This window comes from Aquimarina atlantica (genome assembly GCF_000626715.1).
Taxonomy (GTDB): Bacteria; Bacteroidota; Bacteroidia; order Flavobacteriales; family Flavobacteriaceae; genus Aquimarina; species Aquimarina atlantica.
Genome location: NZ_AQRA01000008.1, coordinates 289,697 through 304,311, shown reverse-complemented (window position 1 = coordinate 304,311; position 14,615 = coordinate 289,697). Strand labels below are relative to the sequence as shown.

General features: G+C 34.9%; 5 protein-coding genes. 3 read left to right on the top strand and 2 right to left on the bottom strand.

Annotated features, from left to right (window positions below):
• The first annotated feature begins 376 nt into the window (after positions 1 to 376).
• The 3 genes from ATO12_RS25100 to ATO12_RS25095 all read left to right on the top strand — a co-directional run bounded on the left by ATO12_RS25100 (position 377) and on the right by ATO12_RS25095 (position 12,213).
• Positions 377 to 4,081: a GEVED domain-containing protein gene (locus ATO12_RS25100; protein ID WP_131248865.1), complete on the top strand. Its 3,705-nt coding sequence runs from the start codon at positions 377 to 379 to the stop codon at positions 4,079 to 4,081.
• Positions 4,082 to 4,544: 463 nt separating this feature from the next.
• Positions 4,545 to 7,850, top strand: coding sequence for a GEVED domain-containing protein (locus ATO12_RS19285; protein WP_081802114.1), 3,306 nt, complete (start codon positions 4,545 to 4,547; stop codon positions 7,848 to 7,850).
• A 1,147-nt stretch (positions 7,851 to 8,997) separates the two neighbouring features.
• Positions 8,998 to 12,213: a M14 family zinc carboxypeptidase gene (locus ATO12_RS25095; protein WP_081802113.1), complete on the top strand. Its 3,216-nt coding sequence runs from the start codon at positions 8,998 to 9,000 to the stop codon at positions 12,211 to 12,213.
• Between the two features lie 441 nt (positions 12,214 to 12,654).
• Here the strand turns inward: ATO12_RS25095 and ATO12_RS19275 are convergent, their stop codons facing one another.
• Together ATO12_RS19275 and ATO12_RS19270 are read right to left on the bottom strand one after the other, a co-directional pair.
• Positions 12,655 to 13,368 carry a 3'-5' exonuclease gene (locus tag ATO12_RS19275; protein WP_034245142.1) on the bottom strand — a complete coding sequence of 238 codons (714 nt, stop codon included), beginning with the start codon at positions 13,366 to 13,368 and terminating at the stop codon, positions 12,655 to 12,657.
• Entirely contained in the window at positions 13,358 to 14,524 is a 1,167-nt protein-coding gene (locus tag ATO12_RS19270) for a serine hydrolase domain-containing protein (RefSeq protein ID WP_034245139.1), read from the bottom strand. Before ATO12_RS19270 ends, ATO12_RS19275 begins: the two co-directional genes overlap by 11 nt.
• Positions 14,525 to 14,615: the final 91 nt, after the last annotated feature.

The following is a 14,615-nucleotide window of genomic DNA, read 5'->3' as shown; positions in this document are numbered from 1 at the left end:
TTTGTACAGCAATTTTATTCTCTTCATCGAAAAACTTTTTTTTATCAAAAAGATTTGATCACCTTTGAACTTGATCTTTCGATTTTTGAAAGGAATTTAACTAACTTAAACACAACTCAACATGAAACCAAATCAAAAACCTTCCTCATCTTAGTATTAGCAAATTAAGATTTAAAAATTTATAATCTTAGTATATACTACTAGTTTTTCTCTACTTCAAAGAATGTCGAGAAAAGAATCAATCCTATAAAAAACTTTCTATTATTCTATAATAATATTATAGAGTAGTACCAATTAATTATCCTTATGGATCTATGAACTTATGATCCATTAAGTTTAGTAAATCAATTTTTTAACATAAACACAAACAAAAAAAATGAAAAAATCACTTATCATTTTAACCGCACTCATTTGCTATATTGGGCATTCCCAATATAATTCAAGCGCCCCCTGGATGGAGGATTTAAATCAAAGTAAGAGTTCTTCAGGAGTCAACACTCCCGTAAAATTTCAAAAGATTACTACTGCATTTAACTCCTATTGGGCAGATAAAAATCATAAGAAAAAAGGTAGTGGATACAAGCCTTTTAAGCGATGGCAGGAATATTGGAAGAATTCTTTATTACCAGATGGTACCGTACCAACTCCTGAGCACTTATGGAGAGCCTGGGAAGAAAAGAACAGTATGACTTCTTCTACAAATGCAGCCGCAAGCTGGGTTCCTATGGGGCCATTTAATCATGAAGTAACAGGTTCATGGTCTCCAGGACAAGGACGTGTAAATGTTGCTATTATAGATCCTAATAATCCTAATACATTTTATATTGGAGCTCCAGCAGGAGGAATATGGAAATCTACAGACAAAGGTGCAAACTGGACCTCTTTGTCAGACGATCTCCCACAAATTGGGGTTTCTGGTATAGCTATAGATCCTAATAATTCGAATATTATTTATATTTCTACCGGAGATGATGATGCCAATGATTCATACAGTATTGGGGTTCTTAAATCTACCGATGGAGGAAATACCTGGGCAAAAACAGGCCTGGAATTTTCAAATTCACAAACTACAAGTAATGATATTTATATCGATCCCAATAATTCGAATACATTATGGGTAGCAACTAGCCAGGGAGTTTATAAGACTACTAACGCAGGAGTTGCCTGGACTAAAACATTGAATGGAGACGTAAAGGATATTAAACTCAAACCAGGCGATTCTAATGTAATTTATGCAGCTACAAAAGATTCTTTTTATAAATCAACAAATGGAGGAACCAGCTTTACAAAAATGCAAAGCGGACTACCATCAAGTTCAGGAAGGTTTGTCATCGAAGTTACCCCTGCCAATCCTAACTATGTGTATGTTTTAAGTGCCAAAACCAGAAATGCTAATTATGCTTTTCAAGGTTTATACCGCTCAACTAATAGTGGAGATAGTTTTACAAAAACTCAAGAAACTACTAATATCTTTGAATCAAGTCAGGCTTGGTATGATTTAGCACTAACTGTTTCGGATACAAATGCCAATACTGTTTTTGTAGGATGTCTTAATGTATGGAAATCTACTGATGGGGGAAATAACTTCTCGGTAATCAATGGTTGGGCAAACCCTCAACAAGCCACATACACTCATGCAGATATTCACTTTTTACGTTATTATAACGGAAAATTAATGTGTGGTAGTGATGGAGGAGTATACTTATCAGAAAATAATGGTGGGAGCTTTACAGATTTAACCAAAGGACTACAGATAGGTCAGTTTTATAGAATATCGGTAGCAGCAAATAGTAGCTCTAATAATGTTGTAGGAGGACTTCAGGACAATGGAGGATATGCACGTAACGGAAACACTTGGAATAACTATTTTGGTGCCGATGGGATGGATTGTGCAGTAAGTGGTACAAATCCCAATACATATTATGGATTTATACAAGGTGGAGGATCTCTTTATAAAACTACCAATAGGGGAACAACACAAACTCATGTAACCCGAGGACCTGAAGCAGGAAATTGGGTTACTCCCCTTGTTTCTGATAAAGATGGGAATATTTACGCAGGATATTCCAGCTTTTATAAACTAAATAATAATTCTTTTCAAAAACTTACTACCTTCAATTTTGGTGGTAAGCTGGATCATATCGAAGTAGACCCGTCTAATACAAATAATATTTATGTTTCTCGTGAAAATAATTTGTATAAAAGTACTAACAAAGGAGTAAACTGGACAAAAATCCATACTTCTGCTACAAATATTACTTCTATAGAAGTACATAATGATAATACTAATATCATTTACATATCTACCAGTGGTTATTCTTCATCAGGAGCTTCTAATGGAGTTTTTAAATCTACTGATCAAGGGTCAAATTTTTCTAACATATCAGGTAATTTGCCAAGTGAGGCTAAAAATGTTGTCCGACACCAAAAAGGAACCGAAACTATTTATGTAGGTACTTATTTAGGAGTGTATTATAAGCAAGGAAATAACAATTGGGAAAATTATTCTCAAAATTTACCTAATGTCTCTGTACGAGACTTAGAAGTTAACTATAAAGATGAAGTATTATTAGCTGGTACTTACGGAAGAGGTGTTTGGAAAGTCCCTCTTGTAGGATCAACAGGTGGTGATACTCAAGCCCCTTCTGCTCCTTCAAATTTAACTGCATCCAATGTAACACAAAATACAATTGATCTTTCTTGGACTGCTTCTACGGATAATGTTGGAGTTACCGGGTATGATGTGTATCAAGGCAATACTGTTATTGGTACAGTAACCACTACTACATATCAAGCTACAGGGTTAACTGCAAATACAGCATATTCTTTTAAAATAAAAGCTAAAGATGCTGCTGGAAACCAATCCAATTTTAGTAATACCGTAACCGCTACGACTACAGATGGTGGTAATCCAACAAACTATTGTGCTTCTAATGGTCAAAGTGTAAATGATGAATACATCAGCAATGTAAAATTAGGAACCATCAATAAAACATCAACTGGAGCAAGTGGTGGATACAGTGATTTTACTGCAGAATCTACTAATCTATCTAAAGGAAATTCTAATACCATTACTATTACTCCTACATGGACAGGGCGTAAATATAATGAAGGATACTCTGTATGGATCGATTATAACCAGGATGGAGATTTTGCAGATACAGGAGAACAAGTATGGACTAATGCTGCTTCACAAACAACACCAGTAAGTGGTAACTTTACTGTACCTGCAACAGCGAAAGACGGAAACACCAGAATGAGAGTATCTATGAGATACAATACTATTCCTGGTTCTTGTGAATCCTTTGATTATGGTGAAGTAGAAGATTACACCGTAGCTATAGGTGGTGGATCAACAGGTGGTGATACTCAAGCCCCTTCTGCTCCAACTGGTTTAGCAGCTTCTAATGTGGCACAAACAACGCTTACCCTATCCTGGAATGCTGCTACCGATAATGTAGGAGTAACAGGATATGATGTATATCAAGGATCTACTAATCTTGGATCAGTAACTGCAACTACAAGAAACATTACTGGATTAACTGCTAGTACAACATACCAGTTTACGGTAAAAGCTAAAGATGCTGCCGGAAATGTTTCTGGTTCTAGTAATACAGTTAATGTGACTACAACAGGAGGAAGTTCTGACCCTTGTGCAGGTGTGGCTGAATATAATAGTTCAGTAAATTATCAGGTGGGTGATCGTGTAACGTATCAAGGGTATCTTTATGAGCGTACTAACTCTGGATGGAATAATCTTGGAGCATGTGGTGCATTCTTTGCCGCTCCACCTTTTAATACGCAATTAAATAATATCAACAGTAACGATATTACAACAACAGATTTGAAAAATTCTGAATTTGTGATCTCTCCTGTTCCTGCAAAAGGCTTTATTACGATTCAAATGAACAATGCTAAGGATTTAGACTATAGAATCATTAATCATATTGGTCAGATAGTAAAAAATGGTAAAGTGTCTGAAAGCAAGGTAGAATTAAATGGTTTACCAGATGGTATGTATTTCTTTTCGGTGATATCAAATGATAAAACACTAACTAAGAAGTTTATCATCAAGCAATAATATAAATTCAATATTTTTAAAAACCCCCGAAACAAAATGTTTCGGGGGTTTCTATTTACAGCGATTGCAAATTTATAAATTTACAATTCACCTAATATACAGCAGCTTTTAAAACTATGAATTCAAAATAAAAAATGTATAATCCTATACTTTTCTTTTCTAAGAAAAACATCACAATACTATTATTAATTTAAACCCTTTATACATTTCGTTTTGAAATAATAAAAGCTATATAAATTACCAAATAACAACAAGTTGAGACAACCAAAATGAATTAATATCAAATAAAAGAAAGATTTTTCTTGCAACACAGTTGCATTACAATAATCTTAATGTTTTATATAGTAATTTTCTTTCTCTTCATCGAAAAACTTTTTTTTATTGCGAATAATTTAAGAAATTCGAACGTTTTCTTTGAATTCTTCAAAAAAACAAAAATAACACTAACTCAAACTCAATAACAATGAAAAAAAGCTACAAAAGCCTTATTTCGTTGAGGGGCTTTAATGGGCTAGTTTCACCAAAATTAAATATAGGTATTGTATCTGCAATGCTATTTTTATCTGGTGGACTTTTCGCTCAGAATCCTTCACAAAAGGCAAAAATCGCTCAACAAAGTAATCTGGTAAAATTAAATCAACTACAGACCGATTTAGCAAGTCAAGCTACATTACAAAAGAAAGAAGCTATAGCAGCTGCCCAAAGAAACGGATGGCAAGTTAAAATGACAAATGCCGACGGAAGTTTTTCTGAACTACAAAAATTAGCAGAAGATGGTACTCCTATCTATTATACTACATTTAATGTAGATGCTGCAAAATCTACTCGAGCAAATCATTTAAACTCAGGAGGTTCTTTAGGCCTAAATCTAGATGGGCAAAATATGACTGCACATGTCTGGGATGGTGGACCGACAAGACCTACTCATCAGGAATTTGATGGTACAGGAGGAAATAACAGGGTCACTATTAGTGATGGTGTTACAACACTTAATGGTAATAGTTTTCATGCCCAGCATGTTACAGGAACAATAGTTGCGTCTGGAGTACAAGCCAATGCAAAAGGAATGGCACCTCAGTCAAAAGCTAAAACATATGATTGGAATAATGACGCTTCAGAAGCAACAACAGCTGCTGCAAATGGAATGTTATTATCTAATCATTCTTATGGTTTTAGAGCCAGTGCAGTTCCTGATCAATATTTTGGAGCCTATATAGATGAATCCAGAAAATGGGATGAAATCATGTTTAATGCTCCATTCTACCTTATGGTAGTTGCCGCAGGAAATGATGGGCTTGACAACAATTCTAACGCTCAACCACTTGATGGAAATTCTTCTTATGATAAATTAACAGGGCACTCTACTTCAAAAAATAATCTTGTAGTTGCTAATGGTCAAGATGCCAATGTAAATAATGATGGGACACTTAATAGCATGACCATCAATTCTCAAAGTAGTGAAGGTCCAACCGATGATTATAGAATTAAACCAGACATTACTGGTAATGGTACTGGTGTATATTCTACTTATGATAATAGTGATACTGCCTACAATAGTATCTCTGGTACTTCGATGGCAGCACCTAATGTAACAGGTACACTTTTATTATTACAACAATATTACAATAGCAATAATGGAAACTTTATGAAAGCTGCAACCTTAAAAGGGTTAGCACTTCATACTGCTGATGATGTTGGCCCTTCTGGCCCTGATGCCGTACATGGATGGGGATTATTGAATGCCAAAGTTGCTGCAGAAGCCATTACTAATAAAGGAACTGCTTCAAAAATAGAAGAACTAACACTTACAAGTGGTCAAACGTATACTATAACTGTTGACTCAGATGGTAGTAGCCCTTTAATGGCTTCTATTTCCTGGACAGATAGAGCAGGAACAGCTGTAACTGCAACAAATTCTAATACACCTGTATTAGTAAATGATTTAGATATTAGAGTTACAAAAGGCTCTACTACATCTAGCCCATACAAGCTTACCAGTATTACTACAAATAGCACAGGAGACAATAATGTGGATCCATTTGAAAGAGTGGACATAGCTAATGCTTCAGGAACCTATACTATTACGGTTACTCATAAAGGAACATTAACAGGAGGGAGTCAAAACTTTTCTCTTATTGTTACTGGGTTAACAGGAACTACTACGCCTTGTACTGCTTCAGTACCTACAGGAGTATCTTCTTCTGGTGTTGGAGCTACTACAGCAACCATTAACTGGACTGCTGTTCCTTCTGCAACATACGATGTAAGATATCGTCAAAATGGAGCTTCTTCATGGACAACAGTAGAAGCTAGCGGAACATCTTATGAAATTACTGGATTATCGGCTTCAACGCAATACGAAGCTCAGGTAAGAAGTAAATGTGCAGATGGAACTACTTCTAATTATAGTGCTTCTGTAAACTTTACAACTACAGATGTACAACTTAACTACTGTGACTCTAATGGTCAAAGTGTAGCCGATGAATACATCAGTAATGTGAAATTAGGAACTATCGATAAAACATCAACAGGAGCAAGTGGTGGATACAGTGATTTTACTGCTGAATCTACTAACCTTTCTAAAGGAAATGCCAATACCATTACCATTACTCCTACTTGGACCGGAACCAAATATAATGAAGGATACAGTGTATGGATCGATTATAATCAAGATGGAGATTTTGCCGATACAGGAGAACAAGTATGGACTAATGCTGCTTCACAAACAACACCAGTAAGTGGTAGCTTTACTGTACCTTCTAGTGCAAAAGACGGAAGTACAAGAATGAGAGTATCTATGAGATACAATACCATTCCTGGTCCTTGTGAATCATTTAATTATGGTGAAGTAGAAGACTACACAGTAGTGATCGGGGGATCAACCGGTGGCGATACTCAAGCTCCTTCTGCTCCAACTGGATTAGCAGCTTCTAATGTGGCACAAACAACCCTTACCCTGTCATGGAATGCTGCTACCGATAATGTTGGTGTAACTGGATATGATGTGTATCAAGGATCTACTAATCTTGGGTCGGTAACTGCAACTACAAGAAATATTACAGGATTAACCGCTAATACAGCATACCAGTTTACGGTAAAAGCTAAAGATGCGGCTGGAAACGAATCTGCAGCTAGTAACACGCTTAATGTAACTACTGCAGGAGCATCTGCTACCTATGATGTAAAACTACGTATTACGTTTGATAACTACCCTGAAGAAACAAGCTGGGAGATTAAAGATAGTAACAACCAGGTAGTACATTCCGGAGGAACATATCCTTCTCAACCTGATGGTTCTACTCTTAATATAACCAAAACTCTGGATGCAGGATGTTATACCTTAGTATTTAAAGATTCCTATGGTGATGGTATTTGCTGTAGCTATGGTAATGGTTCTTATGAACTAACCAATAGTGCATCTGGTGCAGTACTGGCTTCTGGGGGATCATTTACTTCTGAAGATACTAAAAACTTCTGTGTAGGTAATGCACAATTAAATAATATCAACAGTAACGACATTACAACAACAGATTTGAAAAATTCTGAATTTGTAATTTCTCCTGTTCCTGCTAAAGACTTTATCACGATTCGAATGAACAATGCTAAGGATTCAAACTATAGAATCATTAATCATATTGGTCAAATGGTAAGAAATGGTAAAGTATCTGAAAACAAGGTAGAATTAAGCGGTTTACCAGACGGAATGTATTTCTTTTCGGTGATATCAAATGATAAAACGCTAACCAAGAAGTTTATCATCAAGCAATAATATATAGATTTAATTTTTTTAAAGACCTCGAAACATTATGTTTCGGGGTCTTCTGTTTGCAACCATCATAAAATTTATCATATCAGTAGCTTTTAAGACTACGAATTCAAAATAAAGAACACTTAATTATACCCTTTTCTTTTACAAGAAAAATACCTTAATACTATGCATACACAGTAATTTAGCATAAAAAAACATGTTTTATTAAGATTAATCTATATATTCGCCCCTCAAAATAACTTCACACTCATTTTTACACATCATTTTTGATATTTAGGCTGTACTCTAAAGTATAATTTAGCAGAGAATTTTATCTGTTCACTAGTAATTATATTAAGGGAAATTGTCGGATTGATCCGTCTTGTACCGATATAATTCGAATGTGTTGGGGGACACAATAGAAGTATAATTACTGAACTCCCTCTCTGTAAAAGGAGAGGGTTTTTTATTTTAAAAAAAACCTATATCACAGACTGATTTTAGTATTTAATTATAATACTAAGCAAACTCAATTTCTTCATCAATAAAACCTAACTAACTCATTATAAATTATAAAAAAATCCAGAAACATGTTTTGAGTCATCTTAAACATATTTCTGGACATATAAAGATTGATTTGCAACCTCTTTTTAAGTAGTTTTCTAAATTATAAATCTACACATGAATCACACCTCTATCACATTTAACTTCTCAAAAACAAATACTTACAACATAAAATATATAGTAATTGTTGGGTATATCTGATTTATTAAAATTATATTTATAGTATATTAACCATACACAAACTCAAACTCTGTCATAATGAAAGATTATAACAAAAATGCTTTCCCTCAACTGGCATTTCGTTTAGCTTTTTTCCATCTATTGCTACAAGGAAAAAAGAAAAAGGGGAAACTATCAAGAAAACAACTAATTCTTAGATTTAACAGTTCTCTAATCATCAAAAATTATCAAGGGAATTTCTCTAGACTATCTTGCTATACATGTAGGTAACACATATTTGGGTATCAAAATTTTTTCTACCTCCTCCTAAGAATTAATTACACTTTTTTCTACACTCTCAACAAATGCTTATGAAGAATGCTTCATCATTCATTCTATATTTTTTATAGAAAATATTAAAAACTAACTCTTAAACACACAAACAATGAAAACAAACACTAATTCTTTAAAATCCTATATCTCATGGATATGCACTATTTTCTTTCTATGTAATATGCTTATGTTACATGCGCAAGAAAAATATTATCGTGTAATTTTTGATACCGATAAAGAACAATTAGAATCTCTACAAGCAAAAGGATTAGAGGTCGACCACTTTCATTATGAAAATGGAAAAGTTATTGCTGAAATTTCTCAAAGCGACCTTAAATTATTACGAAAAAATAACGTTAAATACAAAATCAAAATTCGTAATCTCTCGAAAAGAATTCCCAAAATAAATAAGCGAATAGATAGAAAAAATGCACGTAAGGCGAAAAATAGTATTCAGCAACAAGTACCCTCTCCTAGTAACTTTTCATTAGGAAGTATGGGAGGTTTTCATACGCATGATGAGGCTATAGCTGCATTAGATAAAATGCGGCAACTGTATCCTCAACTCATCACGGCCAAATCTTCTATAGGTACAACAGTACAAGGTAGGTCAATTTATATGGTTAAAATAAGTGACAATGCAGATACCGATGAAAACGAAGATGAAATGCTATATACATCTATACATCATGCCAGAGAACCAATAGGACTCTCACAGAATCTCTTTTATATGTGGTACCTATTAGAAAATTATAATTCTGATCCCGAAATCAAAATATTGGTAGACAATACCGAATTATATTTTATTCCTATTATTAATCCTGATGGATATATCCACAATCAGCAAACCAACCCTAACGGAGGAGGATATTGGAGAAAAAACAGACGAAACAATGGGGGATCATATGGTGTTGATTTAAATCGTAACTATGGTTATCAATGGGCAGCTCCTGGAGGGTCTTCTTCTACTCCCAGCAGTGACTCGTATCATGGTACTTCTAAATTTTCTGAACCTGAAACCCAGGCAATGAGAGATTTTACAAATCAACACAATTTTGTAGCTGCGCTTAATTATCACTCGTTTAGTAATCTGTTGATTCATCCATGGGGATATAAGGCGAACACATTTACTCCTGACCAAAGTACGTTTGTAAAAATATGTACATACATGACAGAAGAAAATTCATATACATATGGTACTCCTAATCAAACCGTAGGATATACAGCGGGAGGAAGTTCTGATGATTGGATGTATGGAGAACAAAGTTCTAAACCCAAGGTTTTTGCTATGACTCCCGAAGTAGGATCTTCTAACGATGGATTCTGGCCAGCTTCCAGTAGAATTATTCCTTTATGTAATGAGGTATACCCATTTAACATCAAGATCATGAGAATGGCAACCAAATATGCAAAAGTAACGCCAGATAACGCAAATCAAACAATTACAAATACATCAGGAACCGTAGGATATTCTATTAAACGTTTTAGCCTTAAACAAGCCAACTGGACAGTTAGTTTATCCTCAAATTCTTCACATATAAGTTCTTTAGGACAACCAAAACAATATGGTAGTATCGAACTTTTAGGGACCGCTAATGGAGCTATTGATTTTCAGTTAAAATCAACCACTCCAACAGGAACTCAAATTCCTATTACGCTTACTATAAATAATGGTACCTGGGAATACACTACAGATGTTACCATAACGTATAATGGTGATTCTACTTCTTGTACAGCAACAGTACCTACCGGAATATCTTCTTCGGCTGTGGGATCAAACACTGCTACTATAGGATGGACTGCTGTAGCCAGTGCAACCTATGACCTTCGTTACAGACAAACAGGAACAAACAACTGGACAACTTCTGCCGAAAACGGAACTTCTAAAGTAATTTCTGGATTAAACCCATCTACTACTTACGAAGTACAGGTAAGAAGTAAATGTGCCGATGGAACTACTTCTAATTATAGTGCTTCTGTAAACTTTACAACTACAGATGGTGGTAATCCAACAAACTATTGTGCCTCTAATGGTCAAAGTGTAGCCGATGAATACATCAGTAATGTGAAATTAGGAACCATCGATAAAACATCAACAGGAGCAAGTGGTGGATACAGCGATTTTACTGCTGAATCTACTAACCTTTCTAAAGGAAACCCTAACACCATTACCATTACTCCTACTTGGACCGGAACCAAATATAATGAAGGATACAGCGTATGGATCGATTACAATCAAGATGGAGATTTTGCCGATACAGGAGAACAAGTATGGACCAACGCAGCTTCACAAACAACACCAGTAAGTGGTAGCTTTACTGTACCTTCTAGTGCAAAAGACGGAAGTACAAGAATGAGAGTATCTATGAGATACAATACCATTCCTGGTCCTTGTGAATCATTTAATTATGGTGAAGTAGAAGACTACACAGTAGTGATCGGTGGATCAACAGGTGGCGATACTCAAGCCCCTTCTGCTCCGACTGGATTAGCAGCTTCTAATGTGGCACAAACAACACTTACCCTATCATGGAATGCTGCTACCGATAATGTAGGTGTAACAGGATATGATGTCTATCAAGGATCTACTAATCTTGGATCGGTAACTGCAACTACAAGAAATATTACAGGACTAACCGCTAATACAGCATACCAGTTTACGGTAAAAGCTAAAGATGCGGCTGGAAACGAATCTGCAGCTAGTAACACGCTTAATGTAACTACTGCAGGAGCACCTGCAACCTATGATGTAAAACTGCGTATTACGTTTGATAACTACCCTGAAGAAACCAGCTGGGAGATTAAAGATAGCAACAACCAGGTAGTACATTCTGGAGGAACATATCCTTATCAGCCTGATGGTTCTACTCTTAATATAACCAAAACGCTGGATGCAGGATGTTATACTTTAGTATTTAAAGATTCGTACGGTGATGGTATTTGCTGTAGTTATGGTAACGGTTCTTATGAACTAACCAATAGCGATTCTGGTGCAGTACTGGCTTCTGGGGGATCATTTACTTCTGAAGATACTAAAAACTTCTGTGTAGGTAATGCCACATTGCATAACTTTAATACAGATGTGAAAACAGATTTAGAAGGCTCCGACATTGTTATTCACCCAATTCCTGCAGAAGATTTTATCATCATCAAAATGAATAATTTTAATGGATCTACATACAGAATCGTTAATAAAGCAGGTCAAACTGTAAGACACGGTAAAATGTCTGCAAATAAAATAGAACTCAACAATTTACCATCTGGTATGTATTATGTATCGGTTAAATCAGACACTAAAACCATAACCAAAAAGCTTATTTTAAAATAAATCAAATGTAGTGTACAAAACCACCTTTGACAAGGTGGTTTTTTTTTACTATTTAAAATTACAACTTGCATGGTTAATTATATACCCCAAAAATGACATAAGGAAAATTTTATCTCAAAAAAGATTTGCACATATTAATAGAATCTGTATCTTAGATATATACTTCGTAAATACTCTTTTTCACCACGTCATAATTAGAGAGAAATAATAACATAAAGAACATGTTGCTTTTTTATGTTTTAAAGATGATTCTGTAGGTTATACAGAAAGATTAAAAAAATCAAACCCTGATTAAAATAATGAGTTGTTACTCCTGTTTTTCGGCTCGACTTTGTAAACGTTTCGTCAAAATTAGTAGTATTATGGAATAAGAAAGGACTTGTTTCCTTTCTTTTCCATATCAGAAAACAAATTGATTACAAGATTAAGTTTTTGTCTAAATCATACAGATATTACCTCATCTTCATCTAATAATTCTTCTTGTCGCAATCGAAGTAAGATCTGAGCGACGGCAACTGTATCTTTCTCACAATAAATGATGATACGATCAATATCCTGTTCTTCATAAAAAACTTGTCGCACCTGACTTCCGTCAATATCATCTTTTGGTGATGGAATGCCTAAAATATTGGTAAGTAACTTTAGAGATGTATAGTGTTTATAATCTCCAAATTTCCATAAATCCAAAGTATCTAAATGAGGTACTTCCCATGGTTTTTTACCAAATAAATTCAACTTCTGTGGCAATCCGATATTATGGATGATCATTCTACGGGCGATATAAGGAAAATCAAACTCTTTTCCATTATGGGCGCAAAGTAAGTGGTGTGGTCTTCCAAAATGGGTTTCGATTAGGTTTTTAAAATCTACCAGTAGTTGTTTTTCTTCTCCATAAAAGGATTTGGTTCTAAAGGACCTTGTTTCGCCTTTGAATGCAAAATACCCAACAGATATACATACTATTTTACCAAACTCTGCCCATATTCCTGCTCTTTCATAGAACTCTTCGGGAGAGAATTCTTCTTTACGTTGATATTTGGTTTTATCGGCCCATAGGTATTTCGTTTCTTCACTAAGGTTTTCAAAATGTTCATGCTCTGGAACAGTTTCTATATCCAGAAACAAGATATGTTCTAGATTGAGTTTATGAAGCATTCTTAAGCATTTTATAAGCTTCTTCAATAAAGACAAAGAAATCTTCTGTAAATGATTCTCCGGGCACAAACTGACCACGATTATGTCCTAATCGTACAATCATAATATTATCCTCTGGAATACAAATTACATATTGTCCTAAAATACCTCGCATAGCAAAAATTCTCTTATCCAGATGATCAGACAACCAAAAACCATATCCATACATTTGCCCGTCTTCAAATCTTGGTTTTGTTGCCAATTCTGTAAATTCTACTGGTAATATTTGTTCGCCTGCAAACATTCCTTTGTTTTTAAACAACATTCCAAAACGAGCAAAATCTCTGGCATTACTAGCGATACAGCAATATGCTTTTTCCATACCGCTCTCTTCACTATCGAGTTGCCATATGGCCTCATGTTCCATCCCCAAAGGCTTCCAAAAACTCTCACTTAAATAGGTTGCGAGCTTTTTACCGGTAGCTTTTTCAATAACCATACCCAATAATTGAGTATTACCGCTTAAGTATTCAAACTTTTGTCCTGGTTCCTCAACGATATCCAGTCCTAACATTACGTCCCTGATATTAGGGTCATAATAGGCTCTAGCCGTAATAGAAAACGGGCTGGTATAATGCTCGGTCCAGTTTAAGCCAGAGGACATAGAAGAAAGATCTCCTACGGTGGTTTTTGCTGCAAGACCTTGAGAAAACTCAGGAAGAAAATCTCCAACTGGTTGATCCAGGTTTTTAATATAACCCTCCATAATTGCTTTTCCCAGCATACCAGTCACCATACTTTTTGCCATAGAAAAAGAATTGGTTTTAGAATCGATCCCAAATCCTTCGGCATAGTTTTCATACCAAATACTATCATTCTTAATAATCATAAAAGCAACAGTCCCTAATTCTTTATTAATGGTATTAAGTCTATCTGTGCTTTGCGTCTTATTATATTCTGGATGAGTAGCCCAGGCGAAGGTAGCATTTCCTTTTTCTATAGTACGATTATCAAAATACGAATAATCATCAATATAAGCAGTAGTATGACCTGTCATATAAACCACCCGAACTCCTTTTAAGATATAATCGTAATCAAAAATATACAGTAGTGCTACACAGAGTACAATAATAATAAGTAAACTTTTAAAGAAAAATTTGAGTATCCGTTTTATCATTTCTATGTAAGTTTTGAGTTAATATGATAGTATTACAAACAAATAACTTGTTTAGCTAATGTATGAAAATTAATTACAGATAAATAAGCGG

Coding starts and splice junctions, on each gene's coding strand:
- ATO12_RS25100 (WP_131248865.1), top strand. CDS start 377: ATGAAAAAATCACTTATCATTTTAACCGCACTCATTTGCTATATTGGG.
- ATO12_RS19285 (WP_081802114.1), top strand. CDS start 4,545: ATGAAAAAAAGCTACAAAAGCCTTATTTCGTTGAGGGGCTTTAATGGG.
- ATO12_RS25095 (WP_081802113.1), top strand. CDS start 8,998: ATGAAAACAAACACTAATTCTTTAAAATCCTATATCTCATGGATATGC.
- ATO12_RS19275 (WP_034245142.1), bottom strand. CDS start 13,368: ATGCTTCATAAACTCAATCTAGAACATATCTTGTTTCTGGATATAGAA.
- ATO12_RS19270 (WP_034245139.1), bottom strand. CDS start 14,524: ATGATAAAACGGATACTCAAATTTTTCTTTAAAAGTTTACTTATTATT.